The 22,148-nt window shown below is 64.4% G+C and carries 27 protein-coding genes and 1 tRNA gene; 11 read left to right on the top strand and 17 right to left on the bottom strand.

Annotated elements, in window-relative coordinates; all coding sequences use genetic code 11:
• Positions 1–756, bottom strand: coding sequence for a M48 family metallopeptidase (locus tag FBY20_RS22785; protein ID WP_056318844.1), 756 nt, complete (start codon positions 754–756; stop codon positions 1–3).
• Between the two features lie 259 nt (positions 757–1,015).
• Between FBY20_RS22785 and FBY20_RS22780 the strand changes: the two genes are divergently transcribed.
• A complete protein-coding gene (locus FBY20_RS22780; RefSeq protein ID WP_128828500.1) occupies positions 1,016–1,561 on the top strand; it encodes a TIGR00645 family protein in 546 nt (181 codons plus the stop codon).
• A gap of 92 nt (positions 1,562–1,653) precedes the next feature.
• Here FBY20_RS22780 and FBY20_RS22775 read toward each other — a convergent pair whose 3' ends face one another.
• The 5 genes from FBY20_RS22775 to FBY20_RS22750 all read right to left on the bottom strand — a co-directional run bounded on the left by FBY20_RS22775 (position 1,654) and on the right by FBY20_RS22750 (position 4,270).
• Entirely contained in the window at positions 1,654–1,860 is a 207-nt protein-coding gene (locus tag FBY20_RS22775; RefSeq protein ID WP_042794090.1) for a cold-shock protein, read from the bottom strand.
• A gap of 322 nt (positions 1,861–2,182) precedes the next feature.
• The gene (locus FBY20_RS22765; RefSeq protein WP_056324481.1) at positions 2,183–2,746 is read right to left on the bottom strand and encodes a DUF924 family protein; all 564 of its coding nucleotides are present in this window, start codon (positions 2,744–2,746) and stop codon (positions 2,183–2,185) included.
• Positions 2,747–2,883: 137 nt separating this feature from the next.
• Positions 2,884–3,087 carry a cold-shock protein gene (locus FBY20_RS22760; RefSeq protein WP_006220190.1) on the bottom strand — a complete coding sequence of 68 codons (204 nt, stop codon included), beginning with the start codon at positions 3,085–3,087 and terminating at the stop codon, positions 2,884–2,886.
• A 371-nt stretch (positions 3,088–3,458) separates the two neighbouring features.
• Positions 3,459–3,779, bottom strand: a complete 321-nt coding sequence (locus tag FBY20_RS22755; protein ID WP_056324478.1) for a hypothetical protein — start codon at positions 3,777–3,779, stop codon at positions 3,459–3,461.
• Positions 3,780–3,871: 92 nt separating this feature from the next.
• Positions 3,872–4,270 carry a hypothetical protein gene (locus FBY20_RS22750; RefSeq protein WP_056324475.1) on the bottom strand — a complete coding sequence of 133 codons (399 nt, stop codon included), beginning with the start codon at positions 4,268–4,270 and terminating at the stop codon, positions 3,872–3,874.
• 123 nt (positions 4,271–4,393) lie between these two features.
• Between FBY20_RS22750 and FBY20_RS22745 the strand changes: the two genes are divergently transcribed.
• Positions 4,394–4,699, top strand: a complete 306-nt coding sequence (locus tag FBY20_RS22745) for a DUF2513 domain-containing protein (protein WP_128828503.1) — start codon at positions 4,394–4,396, stop codon at positions 4,697–4,699.
• A gap of 40 nt (positions 4,700–4,739) precedes the next feature.
• On the opposite strand, the gene FBY20_RS22740 is transcribed toward FBY20_RS22745, so the two are convergent.
• From FBY20_RS22740 to FBY20_RS22730, 3 genes are all read right to left on the bottom strand, one after another.
• Complete coding sequence (locus FBY20_RS22740; protein ID WP_142054736.1) at positions 4,740–5,033, bottom strand: hypothetical protein; 294 nt, start codon at positions 5,031–5,033, stop codon at positions 4,740–4,742.
• Between the two features lie 95 nt (positions 5,034–5,128).
• Positions 5,129–5,551: a RidA family protein gene (locus FBY20_RS22735; protein WP_304503148.1), complete on the bottom strand. Its 423-nt coding sequence runs from the start codon at positions 5,549–5,551 to the stop codon at positions 5,129–5,131.
• Complete coding sequence (locus FBY20_RS22730; RefSeq protein ID WP_142054734.1) at positions 5,541–6,698, bottom strand: DSD1 family PLP-dependent enzyme; 1,158 nt, start codon at positions 6,696–6,698, stop codon at positions 5,541–5,543. Before FBY20_RS22730 ends, FBY20_RS22735 begins: the two co-directional genes overlap by 11 nt.
• Before the next feature lie 123 nt (positions 6,699–6,821).
• Between FBY20_RS22730 and FBY20_RS22725 the strand changes: the two genes are divergently transcribed.
• Entirely contained in the window at positions 6,822–7,736 is a 915-nt protein-coding gene (locus tag FBY20_RS22725; protein WP_142054732.1) for a LysR family transcriptional regulator, read from the top strand.
• Positions 7,737–7,749: 13 nt separating this feature from the next.
• Here the strand turns inward: FBY20_RS22725 and FBY20_RS22720 are convergent, their stop codons facing one another.
• Entirely contained in the window at positions 7,750–8,148 is a 399-nt protein-coding gene (locus tag FBY20_RS22720; protein ID WP_056324461.1) for a RidA family protein, read from the bottom strand.
• A 166-nt stretch (positions 8,149–8,314) separates the two neighbouring features.
• Here FBY20_RS22720 and FBY20_RS22715 point away from each other — a divergent pair, with 166 nt between their 5' ends.
• Entirely contained in the window at positions 8,315–8,623 is a 309-nt protein-coding gene (locus tag FBY20_RS22715; RefSeq protein WP_056324458.1) for a hypothetical protein, read from the top strand.
• 25 nt (positions 8,624–8,648) lie between these two features.
• Here the strand turns inward: FBY20_RS22715 and FBY20_RS22710 are convergent, their stop codons facing one another.
• Both FBY20_RS22710 and FBY20_RS22705 read right to left on the bottom strand, forming a co-directional pair.
• Positions 8,649–8,906: a hypothetical protein gene (locus tag FBY20_RS22710; protein ID WP_056324457.1), complete on the bottom strand. Its 258-nt coding sequence runs from the start codon at positions 8,904–8,906 to the stop codon at positions 8,649–8,651.
• 99 nt (positions 8,907–9,005) lie between these two features.
• Positions 9,006–10,655 (bottom strand): intermembrane transport protein PqiB, encoded by a 1,650-nt coding sequence (locus tag FBY20_RS22705; protein WP_174245444.1) that lies wholly within the window; start codon positions 10,653–10,655, stop codon positions 9,006–9,008.
• A 161-nt stretch (positions 10,656–10,816) separates the two neighbouring features.
• On the opposite strand from FBY20_RS22705, the gene FBY20_RS22700 reads away from it, so the two are divergent.
• On the top strand, positions 10,817–11,302 hold the full coding sequence (locus FBY20_RS22700) for a GNAT family N-acetyltransferase (protein ID WP_056324451.1): 486 nt from the start codon (positions 10,817–10,819) through the stop codon (positions 11,300–11,302).
• A 26-nt stretch (positions 11,303–11,328) separates the two neighbouring features.
• Here the strand turns inward: FBY20_RS22700 and FBY20_RS22695 are convergent, their stop codons facing one another.
• The 3 genes from FBY20_RS22695 to aqpZ form a co-directional block, all read right to left on the bottom strand.
• Complete coding sequence (locus FBY20_RS22695) at positions 11,329–11,637, bottom strand: hypothetical protein (RefSeq protein ID WP_056324448.1); 309 nt, start codon at positions 11,635–11,637, stop codon at positions 11,329–11,331.
• Between the two features lie 68 nt (positions 11,638–11,705).
• On the bottom strand, positions 11,706–12,563 hold the full coding sequence (gene kdsA, locus FBY20_RS22690; protein ID WP_128828510.1) for a 3-deoxy-8-phosphooctulonate synthase: 858 nt from the start codon (positions 12,561–12,563) through the stop codon (positions 11,706–11,708).
• A 134-nt stretch (positions 12,564–12,697) separates the two neighbouring features.
• Entirely contained in the window at positions 12,698–13,411 is a 714-nt protein-coding gene (gene aqpZ, locus FBY20_RS22685; RefSeq protein ID WP_142054730.1) for an aquaporin Z, read from the bottom strand.
• A 263-nt stretch (positions 13,412–13,674) separates the two neighbouring features.
• Between aqpZ and FBY20_RS22680 the strand changes: the two genes are divergently transcribed.
• Entirely contained in the window at positions 13,675–14,226 is a 552-nt protein-coding gene (locus tag FBY20_RS22680; protein ID WP_056324441.1) for a hypothetical protein, read from the top strand.
• A gap of 24 nt (positions 14,227–14,250) precedes the next feature.
• On the opposite strand, the gene FBY20_RS22675 is transcribed toward FBY20_RS22680, so the two are convergent.
• Complete coding sequence (locus FBY20_RS22675; protein WP_142054728.1) at positions 14,251–15,471, bottom strand: diguanylate phosphodiesterase; 1,221 nt, start codon at positions 15,469–15,471, stop codon at positions 14,251–14,253.
• 301 nt (positions 15,472–15,772) lie between these two features.
• Positions 15,773–15,859 (bottom strand) — tRNA-Leu (locus FBY20_RS22670).
• Positions 15,860–15,906: 47 nt separating this feature from the next.
• On the opposite strand from FBY20_RS22670, the gene dapC reads away from it, so the two are divergent.
• From dapC to FBY20_RS22645, 5 genes are all read left to right on the top strand, one after another.
• Positions 15,907–17,103, top strand: coding sequence for a succinyldiaminopimelate transaminase (gene dapC, locus FBY20_RS22665; protein WP_174245443.1), 1,197 nt, complete (start codon positions 15,907–15,909; stop codon positions 17,101–17,103).
• 24 nt (positions 17,104–17,127) lie between these two features.
• Entirely contained in the window at positions 17,128–17,949 is an 822-nt protein-coding gene (gene dapD, locus FBY20_RS22660; protein WP_056324432.1) for a 2,3,4,5-tetrahydropyridine-2,6-dicarboxylate N-succinyltransferase, read from the top strand.
• Positions 17,949–19,088 (top strand): succinyl-diaminopimelate desuccinylase, encoded by a 1,140-nt coding sequence (gene dapE, locus FBY20_RS22655; protein WP_142054724.1) that lies wholly within the window; start codon positions 17,949–17,951, stop codon positions 19,086–19,088. Before dapD ends, dapE begins: the two co-directional genes overlap by 1 nt.
• Positions 19,089–19,183: 95 nt before the next feature.
• Positions 19,184–20,089, top strand: coding sequence for a 50S ribosomal protein L3 N(5)-glutamine methyltransferase (gene prmB, locus FBY20_RS22650; RefSeq protein ID WP_142054722.1), 906 nt, complete (start codon positions 19,184–19,186; stop codon positions 20,087–20,089).
• Entirely contained in the window at positions 20,086–22,020 is a 1,935-nt protein-coding gene (locus FBY20_RS22645) for an ABC-F family ATP-binding cassette domain-containing protein (RefSeq protein ID WP_142054720.1), read from the top strand. The genes prmB and FBY20_RS22645 overlap by 4 nt, the downstream gene beginning before the upstream one ends.
• The last annotated feature ends 128 nt before the right edge of the window (positions 22,021–22,148 follow it).

Raw genomic sequence — 22,148 nt, 5'->3', positions numbered from 1 at the left:
TTACTTGGCCTTGGCGATGCGGTCTTCGATGTGCTGCGCGCGCTTGGTCGAGGACGGGTGGGAGCTCATCATATCGCTCTTGCCGCCATCCAGCTCGGCCAGCTTCTGGAACGCGGTCACAAGACCGCGCGTATTCTGCTTCTTGGACTGCAGCAGGTCGAACGAATAATCGTCCGCCGCGCTTTCCTGCGATTGCGAGAACTGCGCATTGATGAACTTCTCGGTCAGGTCGCCCAGTTGCGAGGAGCTCAGTTGGGAGACGGTCGCGCCGCCCGCCGCGCCAGCCGCGTCACGCGCAGCCGACACCGTGTAGGCGGTCTGCATTGCCTTCTTGGTGTGGCCCAGCGCCACGTGACCGATTTCGTGGCCGACCACGCCCATCACTTCGTCGTCCGTCATCATGTCCATGAGGCCGCTATAGACGCGGATGCAGCCGTTGGCCATTGCCCAGGCGTTCACGTCCTTGGTGACATAGACCTTGTAGCTGGCTTTCTGGCCATTGACCGTGCTGCCCAGCGACTTGGCGATCTTTTGCAGACGAGCGTCGTATTTGCTGCCCGGCGCGGCGATCTTTTCCTGCGAATCGCTCTGCGCGCATGCCTTGTCCGACAGGGTCTTGATCTCGGCATCGCTCAGCGTGGCCGCCTGGACGACCTTGGCGCCGGCGCCGACGAGCCCACCGATATCCAACGCATGTGCGGCCGAGTAAGGGGCGAGCGCAATGGCCAACGCGGCGACGGTGTAGCGGATCTTCATGGGAACAAACTCCTATTGACTTGTTCTATGCAAACGAGGCGGCAATTCTATATACGCCCCCAGCTTTCGACGTATTTCGGCACAGAGTTTCGCAAATGCGAATTTCGCTTACCAAAAAGCCGAGCGCTTCGAAGGACGCCATGCTAAGCATCCGGCCCAGCGGCAAGCCGCCGGTTGAAAGAGATGTCCGCTGTCTCATGGCGTTGATAGAATTGCCGCCGCGCATTTTTTCGCAAAACCACAACGGCTCGCACCCATCATGATCCCGAATCCCCCTCCTCGCCTCGGGCTGCTGCCCAATCTCATCTTCAGCTCGCGCTGGCTGCAGCTTCCGCTTTACCTGGGGCTTATCGTCGCGCAGGGCGTATACGTCATGCTGTTCCTCAAGGAACTGTGGCACCTCGTCACCCACGCCACCAGCTTCGGCGAAATGGAGATCATGCTGATCGTGCTGGGCCTGATCGACGTGGTCATGATCTCCAACCTGCTGGTGATGGTGATCGTTGGCGGCTACGAGACGTTCGTGTCGCGCCTGCGCCTTCAGAACCATCCCGACCAACCGGAATGGCTGAGCCACGTCAACGCCAGCGTGCTGAAAGTGAAGCTGGCCATGGCCATCATCGGCATCTCCTCGATCCACCTGCTGCGCACCTTCATCGAAGCAGGCACGATCGGCACGCCGAATGCGCGCTTCACCGAAGCCGGCGTGATGTGGCAGACCATCATCCACGCCATCTTCATTCTTTCGGCACTGGGGATCGCACTGGTGGACAAGCTCTCGACCGGCAGCAACGCCAAGCACTGAGCGCTCGCGCAAAAAAAGCCCCCACGCGACAAACGTGGGGGCTTTTTTATGGATAGAACACCGGGCGCACCCGGCGCGCTACCCGAGAGGTCTCAGGCCGCTACCTTGATGTTCTTGGCGCTGGGGCCCTTGGGGCCGGTTCCAACGTCGAAAGTGACCCGCTGGTTTTCCTGCAGCGACTTATAGCCCTCGCTGCGGATTTCGGAGTAGTGAGCGAAAAGATCCTTGCTGCCGTCGTCGGGCATGATGAAGCCATAACCCTTTTCGGCGTTGAACCACTTGACGATGCCGGTTGCCATGGGATGTCCTTGACCTAAAAAGCGATTGCTCGCGGGACGCCAGATCTTCAAGGATGGGAGAGGATAGCAACCGCGGCACCACTGACGGCGACCAAGGAGAACGCAGACCGCGTCGCTTGAGAATCTCGCTGAAACCAGTTTATTGGCGAATCTGGAAAAACGTCAAATGTCCGAAAGGCCTGTTTTTGATCCCCAAAACGGGCCCTACACCCGCTAAAAAGCGCAAGCCGGGCCGCTGGGCGGGTTGAACATTTTCAACTTGCCACGCACCGATACACGTGGAAACCGTCACGCTGGAGCCCGCCTCGCGAGGCTGCGCGTCCTACCCGGCGAATCCGCCGGATTCCAGAAACTCGCGTTCGGCCTGGCTCGTCTGCCGTCCCAGCGCCGCGTTGCGGTGCGGAAAGCGTCCGAAGCGCTTGATGATGTCGCGATGCAGGACGGCCCACTTCACGGCTTCTGCACCCAGCGGTTCCATCAGGGCGACAGCGCGGTTCTGCGCAGCCAGGCTCTCGGCGTGCTCGAACGGCATGTAGAAGAACTGGCGCAGCGACGCATCGACTTCCAGATCGTGCCCCGCGGCGATCGCGCGTTCCGCGAAATGCAGCGCCAGCGCGTCGGTGGCGAACATATGCGCGGTGTCCCGGTAGGCATTGCGGGGAAACTGGTCCAGCAGGATCATGAGCGCGATCGCGCCCGAGGGGTCATCCAGCCAGGCATCGAGCCGGCGCGCGGCTGCTGCCATATGCGCCGCTTCGAAGCGCTGGCGAAAGCTGGCGTCAAACTGTGCGTTCTTGCTGAACCATTGGGGTGGCCCGGCTTGCAGCCAGAAGGCGACCACATCCTGAGGTTGCGTGACAAACGGCGTGGGGGTGGTTGCGGTCATGGCGATGCGTGCGTAAGGGTGAGCGCGCTGGCATTCCCAAAAGAACGGGTAGCGCGACGGAAAATCAGCCGCCCAGCATAACGCGCAGAAAACAAAAAAGGCCCCGCTAGGGGGCCTTCTTGCGAAAATTCAGAGCCTTACAGGACCTGGATCTTCGTGGCTTGCGGGCCCTTGGGGCCATTGGCCGTCACAAAGCTGACGCGCTGGTTCTCTTCCAGAGACTTGAAGCCCGAGCCCTGAATTTCGGAGAAGTGAGCGAACAGATCCTTGCCACCCGCTTCCGGGGTGATGAAGCCATAACCCTTTTCCGAATTGAACCACTTAACGACGCCGGTTTCCATACTGTATTTCCTAGAGATAATGGGCAAATGCCCGGAGGTCACGAATCAATCAAGGAGGGGACAGTAGAACAATAACGCTGAGCCGGAAAAGGCACCGCACTGATCGAAAATCGCAACGCTTGTGATCGTGTGCCGACACTATCGTTATATTCCCCTCACAAGTCAACATAATCCTAAAAAACACGTGCCAATAATGCAACAAAGAGAAACTGCGCGGTTATTCTGCACGTTTTTAAAGGGTAAACGAGTCCCTGCATAGGTGTTAACACCCATACATCATAAAAAAACAAACAAGGCTTATATAAATGCCATCAAAAGCGCGTACGACCTGCAATACGCCGTTCGGATGACACTATGGTTTGCCGCCAGGCTTACTCGTCGATAGGTAAACCCAACAAGTCGAGCGCCGCGCCAAAAGCATCGGGGCCCGAGCAAAGGAAAACCGCCACGTCGCCGGGGTTCATATTTTCCAGCACTTGGTCGATCTGTTCTTGAGCATTATCAACATTGTCGACATTGGCGGCGTGTATATCCGCTCCGGCATCGACTTTTTCGCGAGGCACGATATCTGCGATTGCATTGAGATCATCCACGCCCATGACGACATAAGCGCTGATGCTCTCGCCGTCCAGGGTGGTGTGCAGCTCGACGCCGCCCGCTACGTCGGCAACGTGCCGACTGAGTATTTCCATTTCCATCTTCCTTGATTTGCGGGCTGAGCCCGCCTGGGCACGCACCTCACAGGTGCACACGCACGCCCAGGCGCGACTATAACAGCCTTAGGCTAACGTTTCTTGACGTTGGGGCCAAGCGACTGGCGAGCGGCCCCGGAAGTGGCCGCCACGGTACGGCAACGCACCCCGGCTTCGGCCAGCACCCGGGCCAGCGGCTTCTGGGCGGCGAGGAACGCCGTCTTTTCGTCGGCGGCCAGCTTGCAGATGAACAACTGAGCCTGGAGTTGCGTGCGGCGCGCCTTGCGGTTGTCGGCTTCCTTGGCGAGCCATTCGCCCACCCAGGCCGCGGCAGCCTCGGCATCGCCTTGCTGCTTGACGTGCCCGAGCAGGTCGTAGACGGTCACGCCGTCGATGCGCTCATCCTCGCCGCGGGAGAGGAATAGCTTGGCGGACTGGCCCGTGTAGCCTGGAACGACCGCCAGACAATCCCGTTCTGCGGGTTTTTTCATGGTGTTTTCGAATGTGGTTTAGCAAGAACCCCGGACTGTAACGCAGGCGCGCCCGCCGTCCTATTGCCGTCGCGGAAGTCTGCTATCGTCAACGTGTTCTTTCATCCCAACATGGTGGACATCATGCAACGCGATTTCGATCTGGTCGTCACGATTCTGGGCGCCCTGCGCGACGCCCCCGGCCCCAACCTGAGCACGCACGACATCAAGAACGCCGCCCTGGCGCCGCACCCCGAAGAGCAGGGCCTGCAGCTCATCGCGCATCACCTGGACCTGCTGGAAGATGCCGGCCTGGTCAAGCAGATCAGCGAGACCGCGGCGACCGCTGGCGCCACGCGTTGGCGCATCACGTGGAAGGGCTACGACGCCCTGGAGCAGGATGAGGACGACGAAGACGAAGACGACGAGGACTTCGACGCCGAAGAATGAGACGCTGCGCCGAAAGGCGCAGCCGGACGATCCGCGCGGCTTAGCGCAATGATTGCGCCGTTTGCCGGCGTTGCCGGATGCGCCGCGTCAACAGCGCCGCCGCGGCGCTGATCACCAGACTGAACATGAAGGCGGCGATCGACAGCATCGCCGCCGGCTCATCGAATCCCCCCTGCCGCGACAACACCAGCACGGCCACGAATATCGCCACCGACCACGCCACAAGGCCGATCAGCAGCTGCTTGACCGTCCGCAGGCGGCCGCACAAGGCGCCGCCGGCAAGTGCGGCGGCCACCATGGCAGCCATGGACCAGAACAGATACTCGTAGTGCATGGGAACGGTCTCCGCCAAGGCATTGAGGCGCACGCATTATAGGCGGCGCCTGCCTGCCGCCGTTTGCCCCCGCTGCCCGGCCGCCCCCCCCCCGATCAGGCCAGCGCCACGACGCTGATTTCCACCAACGCGCCGTAGTGCAGTTCTCGGGTAGGCACGATGGCGCGGGCTGGCCGGTGGCTGCCAAAGCATTCCTCGTACACCGCGTTGACCTCATCCCACAGACTGACGTCCGGGATGTACACGGTCACGTTGACCACCGACGACAGCGAGGAACCGGCAGCGTCCAGGATTGCGCGCACGCTGCGCAGCGCCTGCCGCGTCTGGCCTGCCGCATCCGCCGCCAGGACGGGGCGCACGCCAGGCGCGGCAGGCGGCAAAAAGCCCAACTGCCCCGAGACGAAGACGAACCCGTTGGCGCGAATCGCCTGAGAATAATGGCCCGCGGGCGGGGTGGCGTCGGGCGTCTGGATGAGATCCATGCGAGCGTCCATGATGATGCGCGGCTTACCAGCCACGGAAGCGTTCCCAGTGCGCCACCACGCCCGGCTCGCCGGTACGCACGACCTCGTAGGCGTCGTGCTGAGCGCACGTTGCGCAAGCGTGGTTCGGCACGATACGCACTTTGGCGCCGATCGGCAGGTCGGGCAACACCGCGTTGCTGCCAGGGCGCACCTTGATGATGCCCTGCTCCTGGTTGGTTTCGGCAAGCAGCACGTCCGGGTAGACCGTGCCGTCCACGTCGCACACCAGGCCGTACAACTGGTCCACCGGCTGTTTTTCCGTGCCACGATCCCGCGACATGGCCATCCACCCAGCGTCCACCAGGATCCAGCCCTTATCGGGCTGATGGCCGATAACGGTGGTCAGCACCGTGGCGGCGATGTCGTCCACGCTGCACACCCCCAGGCCGGCCATCACGAGATCAAAAAAGACGTACACGCCGGCACGGACTTCCGTGACGCCATCGAGGTTGCGGGCAAAGTGCGCGGTGGGCGTTGAGCCGACGCTGACCACCGGGCACGGCAACCCCGCGTCGCGAATCGCCTGCGCGCAACTGACGGCGGCCCACCGCTCCTGTTCGGCCATATCCGCGATCGCCTCGACGCTACGGCAGCCATACGATTCGCCCGCGTGCGTCATGACGCCGCGCAGGCAGGCGCCCTCTTCGTGCAGCACGCGCGCAATGGCCAGCAACTGGCCGGTGTCCTTGGGCTGCACACCGGCGCGGTGCCCGTCGCAATCGATTTCGATCAGCGCCGGGATGGCATCGCCGGCGGCCTTGGAACGCGCCAACACCGCGCGCGCGGCCTCGATGCTGTCGACCACCACCGTCAGGTCGATGCCGCGCTGGCGCAAGGCCAGCACACGGTCGAGCTTGGACGGAGACACGCCGACGGCATACAGCAGATCCGTGACGCCAGCGGCCGCGAATTGCTCGGCCTCCTGCAGCGTCGAGACGGCGGCTGGCCCTTGCGGGGTCGTCATGAGACGGCGCGCGACCTCGATGGATTTGGGCGTTTTCAGATGGGGACGCAACCTGACGCCGTGGCCGGCCATCAGGGCGTTCAGCCGGTCGATGTTTCGCGTCATGCGCGTTTCGTCCAGCAGCAGGCAGGGCGTTTCCAGCGAATCCAGGGTGGGCGCGGGGCTTTCAAGGGTCATGGGAATCTCTTTAGGTATGAGGGGCGCGGACACCGCTGGCCCGTCGGGATCAGGACGAAGTATGGCGCGCTCGCCGCTTCCCATGTTTAATTCGAAATTAATATCCCATTAATACCAGCCTGAATGATTACGACCGACGACCTGCGCTTTTTCCTGGGTCTTTCCACTGCCGGATCGCTGGCGCAGGCGGCGCGCTCGCTGGACGTGACGCCCCCAGCAGTCACGCAGCGGCTCAATGCGCTGGAAAAACGGCTGGGCGTGAGACTGGTGAACCGATCGGCCCGCGGCATCGCACTGACCGACGAGGGCCGCCTGCTGGCCATGCGCGCGGGGCAGATAAGTCATGACCTGACGGTGCTGGCCGATGAACTTGCGGGCAGGCGCGGCGTTGTGGCGGGGCATCTGCGGGTGGTGGCGCCGCTGGGCTTTGGCCAGCGCTACATCGCCCCGCTGGTGGCCGACTTCCGAGCGCGCAGCGAGAACGTAACGGCCAGCCTGACGCTGTCGGACGGCCCTCCCCGCCTGGCGTCGGACAACTGGGACGTCATGGTGCACATTGGCGAACTGCGCGACTCCACCCTTGTCGCGCACCCGCTGGCGCCGAACCGGCGCATGCTGTGCGCGTCGCCCGCGTACCTGAAGCGGCGCGGCACGCCGGCCATGCCTGAAGACCTGCGCAACCATGACTGCATCGCCCTGCGCGAGAACGACGAAGACGTGACCCTGTGGCGGTTCAGGCGCGCCCGGGGCGCAGCAGTCGGGGTTCGCATCGCGCCCGTGTTGTCGTGCAACGCGGGGGCCACTGCGCTGGAGTGGGCGTTGGGCGGACACGGCATCGTCGCGCGTTCGGAATGGGACGTGGCCACGCACGTCCGTGCGGGCGCGCTGGTCCCGTTGCTGGCCGGCTGGAGCCTGCCCGATGCGAATGTGGTGGCGCTGGTGAAATCGCGGCAGGAACTGTCCGCGCGCACGGCAGGGTTTCTGGCGGCGCTGCGCGCGGCGTTCGCCGCGCCGCCCTGGCGCGGCGGGGCGTCCTAGGTGGAAGGACGGCTCAATCGAGCATCGCTTCCGCCTCGATCTCGATCAGCCATTCGGGCAACGACAACCCGCTGACGATGATCCACGACGAAGGCGGCGGATCGACCTTGAAGCGGTCGCGCAGGGCCTGCGCCACGACCTCCTGTTCGGTGCTGACCGTGTCGCAAATGTAGATCCGCAGCATGATGACCTGCGACAGGTTGCCGCCCGCGGCCGCCAGGACACGTTCGACGTTATCCAGGGCCGCTTCGGTCTGCACTTGCAGCCCGGGTCCGACCGTGCGCTCGTTGGCATCGACGCCGACCTGGCCGGACAGCAGCATGCGGCGTTGTCCGGTAACGATCACCGCCTGGCTGAAACCGTACTGCACGGAATTGAACACCGTATCGGGATTGACGACGACTCGGGACATGGGCTTCTCCTGTGCAGTCCGGCGTGGGACGGCTGGTCATTCTAGCAACCGCGCTGAGGCCAACGGAGCGCCAGCGGCAACGCGCGTCGAGTCGACCAAACGCGGTATGGTGCCGCGGCATGCCGTTTGCTACGCTGGGCTGGTCTGTTCAGCCAGGGTCACGGCCATGAGCGAGAAGATCCGAGTTCTATGCATCCAGCCCGCAACGACGTCCGCGCGTTTCGCGTTCCTGGTGATTGCCCTGAAATGGTCATTGGGCGCCACGCCCCGGCCGTCGCGCCTGCAGATCGGCCCGCATGATCTGGCGCCCCAAGGATCGGAAGGCGCTTTCTGGCAGTTTGCCCTGCGGCACGCCTTTTCCAGCCAGTCCATTCTGGTCACGCGCGGTGAGCATTGGGATGTGTCGGCGTCGGTGGACGGCGACGAAGTCCGCGCCTTCGGGCGGACTTTTGCGCTGAGGCAGTGTCTTTTCTGACCCCGAGGTGCGCTACGCCTGCGTCTCAGGCGTCGACAGGCCCCTTGCGGTGATACGCCGCAAGTTCTTCGGCCGTCCAGCGCTGGCGCGCTTCGTCCTGACAGCAGGTGCGATACACCAGCGCGCCGACGTCCAGAAAACGCTTCACGTCGGCGTCCGAGAGCTTTCCCTGCACGTGCAACAGGCAGTCGGCCAAGGTGGAAAGCACGCCGTCCCAGCCGTCAAACCTGCCAGGCGCCACCGGCAACGTGATCATGCGCGCCATCATTTCACTATGGTCCATGCTGAGTCTCCCCTCTGTCGCGGCGCCGCTCGATCCGCTATCGCCTGGCGCCCCCGGATGGCTTGCAGCAAGTGGCGTTCCTGATGCGAAACGTATGAATCAACGCGCTGGTGCCCGCCCAGTCACCGGATCCGGCGCGCGTCCCCGCAACAGCGACCCCGGATGGGCTTGCAGGTAGTCGGCCAGTTCGCGCAGCGACCGCGCGGTGCGGGCCAGTTCCTGCAGCAGCGTGCTCGTGTTGACCGGCAAGCCCGCATCGGGACTCAGCAACCCGCCCACGGCGCCCAGCGATCGGCTGGCTTGGCGCAGCATCGCGGACGCCTCGGGCGCAAGCTGCGTGTCCAGCCGCTTGACCAGTCTGGAGGTGCCCTGAAGCAGGTTGCCCAGTTCCGCGCCCAGGCCCTCCAGCGGGATCTTCTCGATCTTGGTCAGAATGGAGTTCAGTTGCAGTTGCAGCTGATCCAGGTTGTTTGGCACCGTGGGGATGAAAGGCGCCTCTTCCATCTTGAACGTGACGGGCTTGGCATCGGGAAACACCGCCATCGCAATGTACAGCTGGCCCGTCAGCAGGTTGCCGATGCGCAATTGCGCACGCAGGCCCTGTTCGATCATGGCCGCCATCAGCTTGCCGCTGGGATGCTCCAGCGACGATCCGGAATACTCCCGGATCTCTTCGAACGTCTTCGCCCCCAGCCGCTCCGGGTACAGCGTGGCATCCACCAGCGCGTAGAACTGGTTGGTCGTGCGGTCCAATTCCAGCCCGATGGCGTCGACCTGCCCGACCGAGGCGCCAAACGCGTCGATCGGGGCGCCGACGGAAAGGCCCCGCACCGACTGGTCAAACCGCATGCGGATATGCAACGGCATGCCATCCGGCTGCGCCCGCGCAGCGGTTTCCGAGGGGTAGATGACGAACGTGGCCTCCGGCTTGGCCGCGGCATGATGGCGGGTCTCTATCGAATCGAAGGCGACGCCCCCCACGATCACGGACAGCAGGGATTGCGAGCGCACGTCAAGCCCCCGCGCATCCACCGAAAAATCCACGCCGCTCGCATTCCAGAAGCGCGTGCCTTCGTTCACATATGCATCGTTCGGCGCATCCACGAACACCTGGATGTCCACCCCCTTGCCGGTGCTGTCCAGGCGGTAGTTCACAACCTGTCCGACCGCGATGCGCCGGTAATAGACCGGCGATCCGATATCCAGCGATCCCAGGTCGCGGCCCTTGAGCGTGAAGCGCTTGCCCGGCCGGTCCTGCGTCACTTCGGGCGGGACCTCCAGGCCGACGAACGCGAATTTGGTTGCCTTGCCGGGATCGACGCCACCGCGCAGGCCCGCCGGATCCAGGCCGATGTAGGCGCCGGACAGCAAGGTGCTCAGGCCGGAGACGCCGCTAAGCGTGAGCCGGGGCCGCACCACCCAGAACAAGGTGCCTTCTTGCAAAAGGCCTGCCGCATCCTTGTTGAGCCGCACCGTCGCGATCACGCCTGTTCTGTCTGCGTTGAGCGCCACACGCTCCACAAGGCCGACATTCACTTCCTTGTATCGGACCTGCGTCTTGCCCGCCTCCAGCCCTTCCGCCGTCTGGAGACTGATGGTGGCCTGCGGGCCGGCGTCCATCCAGACCTTCAACACCAGCAGCAAGCCGCCCAGCGCCGCGACGATCGGCACCAGCCAGATCCAGGAAAGCCGGCGGCCACGGCGGGCCGGCGGGCGCTTTTGAGCAACAGCAGGAGCAGTCTCGGGCATTGAAGGCATCCTTCGTGAGCACGCGTCCGGACTCTGGGTGCAATCCCGGTAAAGCGTCGCGCCAGCGGGGCCGCCGCGCAACAAGGGTAATCCCGACGTTTGCGCATGCCCGCTGCACAAAGAAAGAGTAGGATAGCCATCCCAGCAAACAGGAAACTTCCGTGAATATCGAAATCCGTCCTGCCGTGCCTTCGGACGCGGCCCAGATCCATGCCTTCATCACCGAACTGGCGGTCTACGAGCGCGCCGCCCATGAGGTGATCGCCAGCGCTGAAGACGTCGAGCGCACCTTGTTTGCGCAAGGCGCTCCGGCCCGCGCTTTGATGTGCCTGGTCGAGGGCAAGGCCATCGGCTACGCCGTCTATTTCTACAGCTACTCCACCTGGCTTGGAAAGAACGGCATCTACCTGGAGGATCTGTACGTCACGCCCGAACATCGAGGCATCGGCGCGGGACGCGATCTGCTGCGCCATCTGGCGCGCGAGGCGGTCGCAAACGATTGCGGGCGGCTTGAATGGAGCGTGCTGGACTGGAACCAGCCCGCGATCGATTTCTATCAATCCATTGGCGCCCTGCCTCAGGACGAATGGGTGCGCTATCGGATGGCCGGCGACGCATTGCGCAATTTCGCCGAAGGCCGCCGCTGAGGCGGCCACCACGGCAGCCAGACCGATCAGAACTCCGGTAGGTCGAACAGCGTGTGCAAGGTGGAGCTGGGCACCGGGACGGATGCGAGATGCTCGCGGCCCCGCGCATCCACCAGCACGCGCACCGCGCGCGATGCGACGGTCAGGCCGTCCACGCTGATCGCGGTCTCGACCTCGGCGCCTTCCTTGAGAAGTTCAATGACTTCGGAGGCTGCCGCCGTCGTGGGCTCCGATATCCACCCGGGAACGCCGCGCACGGCCTGCCCCCAGCGCACGTAGGCGATATGGCCACTCATGGCCTCCTTGCGCACGGCGACGATCACATACAAAGACATCCAGGCCTCCCTAATGTGTGGCCTGGATCGTATAACAGCTTGGCGTCCGCGGCATGACCGCGCCAGCGTCAGGGCTCGATGTCGATGGGCGCAAAGGACTTCACCAAGTCGTCAAGCTGCTTGAGTTGCGTCAGGAAGGGCTCCAGCTTGTCCAGCGGCAAGGCGCTGGGACCGTCGCACTTTGCGTTCTTGGGATCGGGATGGGCTTCCAGGAAGAGGCCCGCCAGACCGACCGCCATGCCCGCGCGCGCCAGTTCGGCCACCTGTTCGCGGCGCCCGCCGGATGCGGCGTCCAGGGCCGATCGCTGCTGCAGCGCGTGGGTCACGTCAAAGATCAGCGGACGGTTGCCGGATACTTTTTTCATCACGCCAAAGCCCAGCATGTCGACGACCAGGTTGTCGTAGCCGAAGCTCGTGCCGCGGTCGCAGAGAATCAGCTTGTCGTTGCCGGCCTCGGTGAACTTCTCGACGATGTTGAGCATCTGCGTGGGACTGAGGAACTGCGGCTTCTTGATGTTGACCACGCGTTGCGTCTTGGCCATCGCGACGACCAGGTCGGTCTGGCGGGCCAGGAATGCAGGCAGTTGCAGGATGTCGGCGACTTCGGCGACCGGCGCGGCCTGCCAAGGCTCGTGCACGTCGGTGATGACCGGCACGCCGAACTCCTTTTTCACTGCTTCGAAGATCTTCATGCCCTCTTCCAGTCCGGGACCGCGATACGAATGGATGGACGAGCGGTTGGCCTTGTCGAACGACGCCTTGAACACGTAGGGGATGCCCAGTTTGCGCGTCACGCGCTGGTATTCCTCGCACGCGCGCAGTGCCAGTTCCTTGGATTCCAGGACATTGATGCCGCCGAACAGCACGAAAGGCCGATCGTTCGCGCAGGCGATCGAGGAGGAAATTACGACTTCTGGGGCGGTCATGATGGGAATCCTGTAAAGGTAAGGCAGGTGATAGTGCGTAATGTACAACCTGCCTCACCGCCGCATCATCTGACTGCCCCCATTTTCCTGCCCGCGGTAGCCCTAAATCACGCGCGCGATGCGGATCGGACGTGTCATGCGCGCTCGAGCGCCGGATCGCTGACCAGCCGGTAGGCCACCGCGCCGATGATCGCGCCCACAATGGGCGCCACCCAGAACAGCCATAATTGCTCCAGCGCCCAGCCGCCTACAAAAAGTGCCGGCCCGGTCGACCGTGCCGGATTCACCGACGTGTTGGTGACCGGGATGCTGATGAGGTGGATGAGGGTCAGCGCGAAGCCGATGGGAATGGCTGCAAAGCCCGCCGGCGCACGCCGGCTGGTCGCGCCAAGAATCACGAAGATAAAGCCGGCCGTCAGCACCAATTCGGTCACCAGCGCGGACAGCAATGTGTATTTGCCGGGTGAATACGCGCCATAGCCATTGGCGGCAAAGTGGCTTGCCCGCAGGTCAAAGCCCAGCTTGCCGTTTGCAATGCATGCCAGGACCGCCGCCGCCGCAATCGCGCCCAGCACCTGCACGATGACGTACGGCAGGATTTCCTTGGCGGGAAAGCGTCCGCCCGCCACCAGCCCCACCGTGACCGCAGGATTGAAGTGCCCGCCGGAGATGTGACCCACTGCGAAGACCATCGTCAGGACGGTCAGGCCAAAAGCCAGCGCCACGCCCAAGAATCCGATGCCCGACTGGGGAAATCCGGCGGCGAGCACCGCCGCGCCGCACCCGCCCAGCACCAGCCAGAACGTGCCGAAGAACTCCGCGCCGCAACGCTTGGGTAATGAATACATGACCACTCCTCGATATCGAAAGCCCTTAAGGTATCGGCATGCGCGGAAGGCAACATTCAAGAATTGATAATCTTGACGATTCTTGTATGCCCGGCGCGGCGGGCGCATAGGTGGTGGTCAAAATAGCCCGGCGGCGCGCGACGTGGGATCGTGCAGATGGGCGATGCGACGAACGATTTTCAGTGTCCGGACATCCCCGCTCGTTGACGGCAAAAAACGGCGAGTGCTATGTTTCAGCGGCCCGCCCTCGACGGAGGAACACCGTGAAACTGCTGCTCGCATTTGTTCCCTTCATCGCCTTTGCCTTGCTGGAACACCGCATCGGCACGCACGCGGCTCTCGTGGCGGCCACGGCCGTCTCCGCCCTTCTGGTGATACGGGACCGGTTCATTCTTCATGCTTCGCCCAAAACGCTCGAAGTGGGCTCGCTGATCCTGTTCGGCGCACTCGCCTTCGCCACGCGCGTCGCCGGATTCAGCCCCTCTTTGCTGAGCGTGCGCCTGCTGGTGGACGCGGGCCTCCTGGCCATCGTGCTGGGGTCGATCTTTGCCGGCCGGCCCTTCACGCTTCAGTACGCAAAGGAACGCGTGTCGCCCGAAGTTGCCGCCCTGCCCGCGTTCCGGCGCACGGCGGATCGGATCGCCTGGGCATGGGCAGGTGCGTTCATGGTCATCGTTCTCGCGGATCTCGCGATGATGTACGTGCCGGCGTTCACCGCCACCGCAGGCACGGTCGTCATCCTGGCGGCGCTCGCTGCCGCGGCCTGGTTTACTGCGTGGCTGCCGAAGGCGGCCAAGCGGCAAGTGCGGGCGTGACCCCAAACCAATGACCGGAAGGCGTCAACCTGGATGAATGCGTTCGGGCCAATGTACGTCGGGCACCCCGTTCAGCGCGGGCTTTGCGAACAGATACCCCTGGAAGCGTTCAAATCCGGCGGCCTGGAGCCAGCACCATTCCTCGACCCGTTCCACGCCCTCCGCGACGGGCGTGATGCCCATGGCGCTGCAAGCGCGCGCAATGCCGCAAACGATCGCCTGGCGGGGGCCGTCCAGATGAATGTTCTGGATGAGTTGCCGGTCGATCTTGAGCTTGTCCGGCTGAAATTCGGCCAGCAACGACAGGCCCGCGAACCCTGCCCCGAAATCATCGATCGCGACCCCGATGCCTGCCCGGCGCAGGCGTGCGATCGCGTCCCTGAAGGCGAACGGGCGCTCAATGGCCTCCTGTTCGGTGATTTCCACGATCACGTGCTGCGGCAAGAGGTCGCAGGCCGCAATCTGATCCACCAGGCGGCTGACCGCCGACGGGTCTTCGATCAGCGACATCGGCAGCAGGTTGACCGACAGCTTCACCTTGTCCAGGCCCAACCGCCGCGCCAGTTCGAATGCCGCGGCTTTCGACTCCAGATCGACGCGGTAACGCTGAGCGGGATCGAGACTGGCGAACATCTGTTCGGGGGATTCTCCGGATCTGCCGCGGATCAGGAACTCGAAGGATGTGACCTCGCGCCGCATGGGATCGACGATCGGTTGCAGCGCAAAGGGATACGCGCGGGCGGGCGCTGCGGGGTCTTCCTGGATCGCAGCCGCGCCGCTCGCCGCAAACCGCCAGTGGGCAGCATCCTCGCCCTCGACGATATGATCGGTCCCCCGCACGGCGGCATACCAGCCCAGGATCTTCACGACCCGGTCGTCTCCACGCGCCAGCCGGGCGGAAACTGTCATTTTGGCAAGAATGCGTGAGGACACCTCTTGCGGGCCGAGCTCGCGCAGATCAAGCAAGGCCATCGCATCGCCGCCGAACCGGCGGGCCGGCCCCTGGTCCTGCATCAGCAGCACGACGTTCTTGTGGGCGTCGTCGCGCCGTATCGAATCGAAAAGGCGCGATACCGCTTCATCGGGCCCTTCCAGCAGCTGCACGAAGTGCACACCGTCAAAGAGCATGATGCCGGTCACGTCCAATGCGGCGTTGCGCGCCCGGGCGGGCGTCAACAGATCGGTCAGATCCTGCGCATTCATGGTGTCGACAGCACGGCTGCGGTATATCAGTGTGGAAATCATGTCGTGTTCTTTCACGAACGGGTCGGACGTTGGACGGGTGCGGCGGCGTTGCCAAGACGCGGCAGGGTTGGGCACGCGAAGATTGGGCGCGAGGCAAGGAGGCCTTGGCGGCCGGGCCCGTTTCAGTGGCGTGGAAGGCGCGTCCGCGGCGGATGCGGATCGTGGCCAGCGGCAAGATGAAGGACGGCGTGGAAAAAGGGAAAATGTTCCCGTCCAGCCATTCCTTCCTAATTCCCGAAATGGTTAGCTCGAAACCTGATAGGTCTGAAACCTAACTCACGGAAAAACATGGGAAGTCTGGTGGTGCGAAGGAGGGGACTCGAACCCCTACACCTGTTACGGCGTCAGGACCTAAACCTGGTGCGTCTACCAATTTCGCCACCTTCGCAATAGGCCAAGCCCGCTATTGTAGCTTGCTTGTTAAAATCTTGCGTCATGAATCCGCGCCTCGATGCCCTGCACCCCTACCCGTTCGAAAAATTGCGCGCGTTGCAGGCTTCTGCCAGCTCGCAGCCGGACGGCATTACGCCCATCAACCTGTCGATCGGCGAGCCCAAGCACGCCGCGCCGGAACGCGTGGCGCAAGCCATCCGCGACGGCATGGCCGGGCTTTCCGTCTACCCGTCGACGAAGGGCGATCCGGCCCTGCGCCGGGCGATTTCGGAGTGGCTGGCGCGCCGCTACAGCATTCCGGCGCCCGATGCCGAAACGCAAGTGCTGCCGGCCCTGGGGTCGCGCGAGGCGCTGTTTGCGTTCACGCAGACCGTGATCGATCCCGCGGCCGGTTCCGTGGTGATCTGCCCCAACCCGTTCTATCAGATCTACGAAGGCGCCACGCTGCTGGCGGGTGCGACGCCCTACTTCGTCAATGCCGATCCGGTACGCAATTTCGGCAGCGACTGGAACCAGGTGCCCGAAGACATCTGGAAGAAGACGCGCCTGGTGTTCGTGTGCTCGCCGGGCAACCCTGCCGGCAACGTGATGTCGCTGCAAGAATGGGAAACGCTGTTCAAGCTGTCGGACCGCCATGGTTTCGTGATTGCGTCGGATGAATGCTATTCCGAGATCTATCTGGACGAGGGCGATCCCCCGCTGGGCGGATTGCAGGCGGCGCGGCGACTGGGGCGGGACGACTACCGCAATCTGGTGGTGTTCTCCAGCCTGTCCAAGCGGTCCAATGTGCCGGGCCTGCGGTCGGGCTTCGTGGCGGGCGACGCGGCGCTGATCGGCCGGTTTCTGCTGTATCGCACGTATCATGGCAGTGCGATGAGCCCCATCGTGTCCGCGGCCAGCATTGCCGCGTGGACGGACGAGGCGCACGTGAAGGAAAACCGCCGCCAGTACCGCGAGAAATTCGACGCGGTGCTGCCCATCCTGCAAAAGGTGCTGGATGTGTCGCGGCCGCAGGCTTCGTTTTATTTGTGGGCGGCGACGCCCGGTTCCGATACGGCGTTCGTGCGCGACCTCTATGGCCGTACCGGTGTTACCGTGCTGCCAGGCAGCTTCCTCGCGCGCGAGGCGCACGGCATGAATCCGGGCCAGGGACGCATCCGCATCGCCCTGGTGGCGCCCTTGGCCGACTGCGTGCAGGCGGCCGAGCGCATCGCCCATTTTGTACATACTTCTGTTTGACCAACCTTTAAAAGCTGAGCCGCTATGACTCTCGACCTGCAGACCACCATTGAACAAGCCTGGGAGAACCGGGCCAACCTGTCGCCCACCGACGCCAGCGCCGAAGTGCGCGAAGCCGTTGAGCACACCATCGACGGGCTGGACCTGGGCCGCCTGCGCGTGGCCGAGAAGATCAATGACGACTGGGTCGTGCACCAGTGGATCAAGAAGGCCGTGCTGCTGTCCTTCCGCCTGAACGAAAATGCCATCATGGGCCAGGCGCCCCTGCAGTTCTACGACAAGGTGCCGCTCAAGTTCTCGGAATTCGGCGACAACGCGTTCAAGCAAGGCGGCTATCGCGTGGTGCCGCCGGCCGTGGCCCGCCGCGGCTCGTTCATCGCCCGCAACGTGGTGCTGATGCCCTCGTACGTGAACATCGGCGCCTACGTCGACGAAGGCACGATGGTCGACACCTGGGCCACCGTCGGCTCGTGCGCCCAGATCGGCAAGAACGTCCACCTGTCGGGTGGCGTGGGCATTGGCGGCGTGCTTGAGCCGCTGCAGGCCAACCCCACCATCATCGAAGACAACTGCTTCATTGGCGCGCGCTCCGAAGTCGTGGAAGGCGTGGTGGTCGAAGAGAACTCGGTGCTGGCCATGGGCGTGTTCCTGTCGCAAAGCACCAAGATCTACGATCGCGCCACCGGCAAGATCACCTACGGCCGCGTGCCCTCGGGTTCGGTCGTGGTGCCGGGCTCGCTGCCCTCGGCCGACGGCACGCACAGCTTGGCCTGCGCCGTGATCGTCAAGCGTGTCGACGCGCAGACCCGCGCCAAGACCAGCATCAACGACCTGCTGAGGGCTTGATGAGCAATTCGGCCGTACTGGATCTGGTCAAGGACCTGATCGCCCGTCCCTCCGTCACGCCCGCGGACGAAGACTGCCAGGCGGCGATTGCCGCCCGGCTCGAACGCATCGGCTTTACCTGCGAGACCATCGCGCAGGGCGGCGTCACCAATCTGTGGGCACGGCGCGGCAGCGCCGCGCCGCTGACGGTGTTTGCCGGCCACACCGACGTGGTGCCCCCGGGCCCGCGCGAGAAGTGGAACAGCGATCCCTTCGTTCCCACGGAACGCGACGGCTGGCTGTACGGCCGCGGCGCGGCCGACATGAAAAGCTCGATCGCCGCCTTTGTGGTGGCGGCCGAGGAATTAGTGGCGGCCCACCCGCAGCATGACGGCTCGATCGCCCTGTTGATCACCTCCGACGAGGAAGGCCCGTCCATCGATGGCACCGCCATCGTGTGCGACGCGCTCAAGGCGCGCGGCGAGCAGCTGGATTACTGCATCGTGGGCGAGCCCACGTCGGGCGATGTGCTGGGCGACACCTGCAAGAACGGCCGCCGCGGCTCCTTGTCGGGCAAGCTCACGGTCAAGGGCATCCAGGGGCACGTGGCCTACCCGCACCTGGCGCGCAACCCTGTTCACCAGCTTGCGCCGGCGCTGGCCGAGATCGTCAGCATCGAATGGGACCAGGGCAACGAGTATTTCCCGCCCACGACGTTCCAGGTGTCCAACCTGAACTCGGGAACGGGCGCGACCAACGTCGTGCCCGGCGAGGCCGTGGCGTTGTTCAACTTCCGCTTTTCCACGGCCAGCACGCCTGAAGGCCTGAAGCAGCAGGTTCACGCCGTGCTGGACAAGCACGGCCTGGAGTACGAGCTGGATTGGGAATTGGGCGGCGAGCCCTTCCTGACCCCGCGCGGATCCTTGACCGACGCGCTGGTGCAGGCGATCCACGCGGAAACCGGCGTGACCGCCGAGCTGTCGACCACCGGCGGCACGTCGGACGGCCGCTTCATCGCCAAGATCTGCCCGCAAGTCATCGAGTTCGGCCCCGGCAACGCCACGATCCACAAGGTCAATGAGCGCATCGAGGTCGCCTCGCTGGAACCGCTCAAGAACATCTATCGGCGCACGCTGGAAAACCTGCTGCTGCCCGCATGATGCCCGCGCCGGCGGGACGCCAGTCCTGCCGCGCACGCTTTCCAGCCCCCTTTCAGGGGGCGTTTTTCCGTTTTCCCCCTGGGACGGTGATTTGAATGCCTGATACGAACGCAACCTCCCGCGACGAACTGCAGACCGTGCGCGACCTGATCCGCTACGGCGTCTCGCGCCTGAACGGCGCCCAGGTGTCGCTGGGACACGGCAGCGACAATGCCTGGGACGAGGCGGTCTACCTGACCCTGCACGCGCTGCACCTGCCGCTGGACACGCTGGATCCGTTCCTGGATGCGCGCGTCGTGCGCGAAGAGCGCGAGCGTGTGCTGGACCTGCTGGACCGTCGCGTGGCCGAGCGCGTGCCCGCCGCGTACCTGACGAACGAAGCCTGGCTTCGCGGCCACCGGTTCTACGTGGACAAGCGCGTGATCGTGCCGCGCTCGCCCATCGCCGAGCTGCTGGACGAGGGGCTGTCGCCGTGGGTGCAGGATGCGCTGGCCGTGGAAAACGTGCTGGACATGTGCACCGGCTCCGGCTGCCTGGCGATCCTGGCGGCGCTGGCCTTCCCGTACGCGCACGTGGACGCGGTGGACGTGTCCCCCGACGCCCTGGAAGTCGCGCGCCGCAACGTCGACGACTACGGGCTTGCCGACCGCCTGGATTTGCACGAAAGCAACCTCTTCGACGCCCTGCCCCCGCGCGAATACGACGTGATCGTCTGCAATCCTCCCTACGTGAACAGCGGCTCGATGCGTGCCCTGCCGCAGGAATACCTGCACGAACCGCAACTGGCGCTTGCCGGCGGCGACGACGGCATGGACCTCGTGCGCCGCATCCTGCAAGCCGCCCCGCAATACCTGTCGGAGAACGGCGTGCTGGTGCTTGAAATCGGCCATGAGCGCGATTTCTTCGAGGCCGCCTTCCCGCAGCTGTCGCCCGTCTGGCTGGACACCGAGGAAGCCTCGGACCAGCTTCTGCTCCTTACCCGCGAGCAACTGAGCCTGTGATACGCGCCAACGGATTGACCCTGCGCCGCGGCACGAAAGTGCTGCTGGACGGCGCCGAATTTGTCGTGAACCCGGGGGAACGGGTAGGCATCGTGGGCAAGAACGGCGCGGGCAAGTCCTCGCTGTTCGCGCTGCTGACCGGCGCGCTGGACGCAGACGCCGGCACCTTGTCGCTACCCGCCGGTTGGCGCATCGCCAGCGTCGAGCAGGAACTGCACGCGGACGACCGCCCTGCCCGCGAGTTCGTGATCGACGGCGACACGCATCTGCGCGCATTGCAGGCGCAGCGCGCGGCGCTGTCCGACGACCAGGGCACGCAGATCGCCGAAGTGGAAGCCGCGCTGGTGGAAGCCGGCGCCTGGAGCGCGGCCTCCCGTGCCGAGCAACTCCTGGCCGGCCTGGGCTTCAAGCCTGCCGAATGGACGCAACCGGTCGAGAGCTTTTCGGGCGGCTGGCGCATGCGCCTTGCGCTGGCCCGCGCGCTGATGGCCCCATCCGAGCTGTTGCTGCTGGACGAGCCCACGAACCACCTGGATCTGGACGCGATGCTGTGGCTGGAGAAATGGCTGGCCGCCTATGAAGGCACCGTCATGCTGATCTCCCACGACACCGAGTTCCTGGATGCGGTCGCGCGGTCGATCCTGCATTTCGACCATGCCAAGCTGACGCGGTATCGCGGCGGCTATGGCGACTTCCTGACGCAGCGCGCCGAGCGCCTGCGCCAGTCCAGCATCGCCTACGACCGCCAGACACGCGAGGCGGCCCGCCTGCAAGGCTTCATCGACCGCTTCAAGGCCAAGGCGTCCAAGGCCAAGCAGGCGCAGAGCCGCGTGAAGGCGTTGGCGCGCATGCAGGTGCTGGCGCCGCTGCAAGCGGAAGCCGGCATCGACATTCGCATCCCCTCACCCGACCAGGTGCCGGATCCGCTGCTGACGCTTGAGCATCTGTCGGCGGGCTACACGGACGCCGAAGGCAATGCCGTGCCCATCCTGCGCGATGTGACGCTGATGGTTCGCGCGGGCAGCCGCGTGGGCGTGCTGGGCGCCAACGGCGCCGGCAAGAGCACACTGATCAAGACCCTGGCCGAGGAACTGCCCGTGCAGGCCGGCGAGCGCCGCGCCTCGCGCGGTCTGGCGATCGGATACTTCCACCAGCACCAGCTCGACATGCTGGACGTGGACAGCACGCCAATCGCGCACCTGGCCCGCCTGGCGCCCGAGGCTCGCGAGCAGGAACTGCGCAATTACCTGGGCGGTTTCGGTTTCTCGGGCGATACCGTCACCAGCAAGGTGGGCCCGATGTCGGGCGGCGAAAAGGCGCGCCTGGCGCTGTCGCTCATCGTCTGGCAGAAGCCCAATCTGCTGCTGCTGGACGAGCCCAGCAACCACTTGGACGTCGAGACGCGCGAGGCCTTGGCCACCGCCCTGGCAGACTTCGGCGGCAGCATGCTGCTCGTGTCGCACGATCGACATCTGCTGCGCACTACCGTGGACAGCTTCTGGATCGTGGCGGACGGCGCGGTGCGCGAGTTCGACGGCGACCTGGAGGACTACCGCGACTGGCTGGCCGCGCGCAATGCGGACGAACGCGCCGAGGCGCGGGAAAACGCCGAAAACGGCAATGACCCCGTCGTCGATCGCAAGGCGCAGCGCCGCGCCGAAGCCGAACAGCGGCAACGCCTGTCCGCCCTGCGCAAGCCGCTGGAGTCCAAGCTGGCCAAGGTGGAATCCGAAATGGAAAAGCTTCGGGGCAAGCTCGCGGCCCTGGACGCGGTGATTGCCGATCCGGACCTGTATTCCGACGCGCGTCGCGCCGAGCGCCAGAAAGTGATGGCGGACCACGGCGAACACGGCAAGCGCATGGGGGAACTGGAAGAGCAGTGGCTGGAGCTGCAGGGCTCGCTGGAAGAGATCGACCAGAGCGAAGCCTGACCCAAAAGAAGCGGGCCCAAATATAAGCGGGCTTCAAATAGAAACCGGCCCCAAATTGGGGCCGGTTTTTTTGGGCTAGCTGTTTTCGGCTGGCCTATACCCGCGCACTTGCCTGACAGGCCTCGGGC

This window comes from Achromobacter sp. SLBN-14 (genome assembly GCF_006715415.1).
GTDB lineage: Bacteria > Pseudomonadota > Gammaproteobacteria > Burkholderiales > Burkholderiaceae_B > Achromobacter > Achromobacter mucicolens.
This window is presented reverse-complemented; position numbering and strand designations above follow the sequence as displayed.

Excerpts from the sequence above, each read along its gene's own strand:
- FBY20_RS22745 (WP_128828503.1), top strand. The coding sequence starts at position 4,394 with ATGCAACGCGATTTCGATCTGGTCGTCACGATTCTGGGCGCCCTGCGC.
- aqpZ (WP_142054730.1), bottom strand. The coding sequence starts at position 13,411 with ATGTATTCATTACCCAAGCGTTGCGGCGCGGAGTTCTTCGGCACGTTC.
- FBY20_RS22785 (WP_056318844.1), bottom strand. The coding sequence starts at position 756 with ATGAAGATCCGCTACACCGTCGCCGCGTTGGCCATTGCGCTCGCCCCT.
- kdsA (WP_128828510.1), bottom strand. The coding sequence starts at position 12,563 with ATGACCGCCCCAGAAGTCGTAATTTCCTCCTCGATCGCCTGCGCGAAC.
- FBY20_RS22780 (WP_128828500.1), top strand. The coding sequence starts at position 1,016 with ATGATCCCGAATCCCCCTCCTCGCCTCGGGCTGCTGCCCAATCTCATC.
- prmB (WP_142054722.1), top strand. The coding sequence starts at position 19,184 with ATGCCTGATACGAACGCAACCTCCCGCGACGAACTGCAGACCGTGCGC.
- dapE (WP_142054724.1), top strand. The coding sequence starts at position 17,949 with ATGAGCAATTCGGCCGTACTGGATCTGGTCAAGGACCTGATCGCCCGT.
- FBY20_RS22750 (WP_056324475.1), bottom strand. The coding sequence starts at position 4,270 with ATGAAAAAACCCGCAGAACGGGATTGTCTGGCGGTCGTTCCAGGCTAC.
- FBY20_RS22755 (WP_056324478.1), bottom strand. The coding sequence starts at position 3,779 with ATGGAAATACTCAGTCGGCACGTTGCCGACGTAGCGGGCGGCGTCGAG.
- FBY20_RS22740 (WP_142054736.1), bottom strand. The coding sequence starts at position 5,033 with ATGCACTACGAGTATCTGTTCTGGTCCATGGCTGCCATGGTGGCCGCC.
- FBY20_RS22710 (WP_056324457.1), bottom strand. The coding sequence starts at position 8,906 with ATGGACCATAGTGAAATGATGGCGCGCATGATCACGTTGCCGGTGGCG.
- FBY20_RS22715 (WP_056324458.1), top strand. The coding sequence starts at position 8,315 with ATGAGCGAGAAGATCCGAGTTCTATGCATCCAGCCCGCAACGACGTCC.
- FBY20_RS22705 (WP_174245444.1), bottom strand. The coding sequence starts at position 10,655 with ATGCCCGAGACTGCTCCTGCTGTTGCTCAAAAGCGCCCGCCGGCCCGC.
- FBY20_RS22760 (WP_006220190.1), bottom strand. The coding sequence starts at position 3,087 with ATGGAAACCGGCGTCGTTAAGTGGTTCAATTCGGAAAAGGGTTATGGC.
- FBY20_RS22675 (WP_142054728.1), bottom strand. The coding sequence starts at position 15,471 with ATGATTTCCACACTGATATACCGCAGCCGTGCTGTCGACACCATGAAT.
- dapC (WP_174245443.1), top strand. The coding sequence starts at position 15,907 with ATGAATCCGCGCCTCGATGCCCTGCACCCCTACCCGTTCGAAAAATTG.
- FBY20_RS22765 (WP_056324481.1), bottom strand. The coding sequence starts at position 2,746 with ATGACCGCAACCACCCCCACGCCGTTTGTCACGCAACCTCAGGATGTG.
- FBY20_RS22725 (WP_142054732.1), top strand. The coding sequence starts at position 6,822 with ATGATTACGACCGACGACCTGCGCTTTTTCCTGGGTCTTTCCACTGCC.
- FBY20_RS22775 (WP_042794090.1), bottom strand. The coding sequence starts at position 1,860 with ATGGCAACCGGCATCGTCAAGTGGTTCAACGCCGAAAAGGGTTATGGC.
- FBY20_RS22695 (WP_056324448.1), bottom strand. The coding sequence starts at position 11,637 with ATGTCTTTGTATGTGATCGTCGCCGTGCGCAAGGAGGCCATGAGTGGC.
- dapD (WP_056324432.1), top strand. The coding sequence starts at position 17,128 with ATGACTCTCGACCTGCAGACCACCATTGAACAAGCCTGGGAGAACCGG.
- FBY20_RS22720 (WP_056324461.1), bottom strand. The coding sequence starts at position 8,148 with ATGTCCCGAGTCGTCGTCAATCCCGATACGGTGTTCAATTCCGTGCAG.
- FBY20_RS22730 (WP_142054734.1), bottom strand. The coding sequence starts at position 6,698 with ATGACCCTTGAAAGCCCCGCGCCCACCCTGGATTCGCTGGAAACGCCC.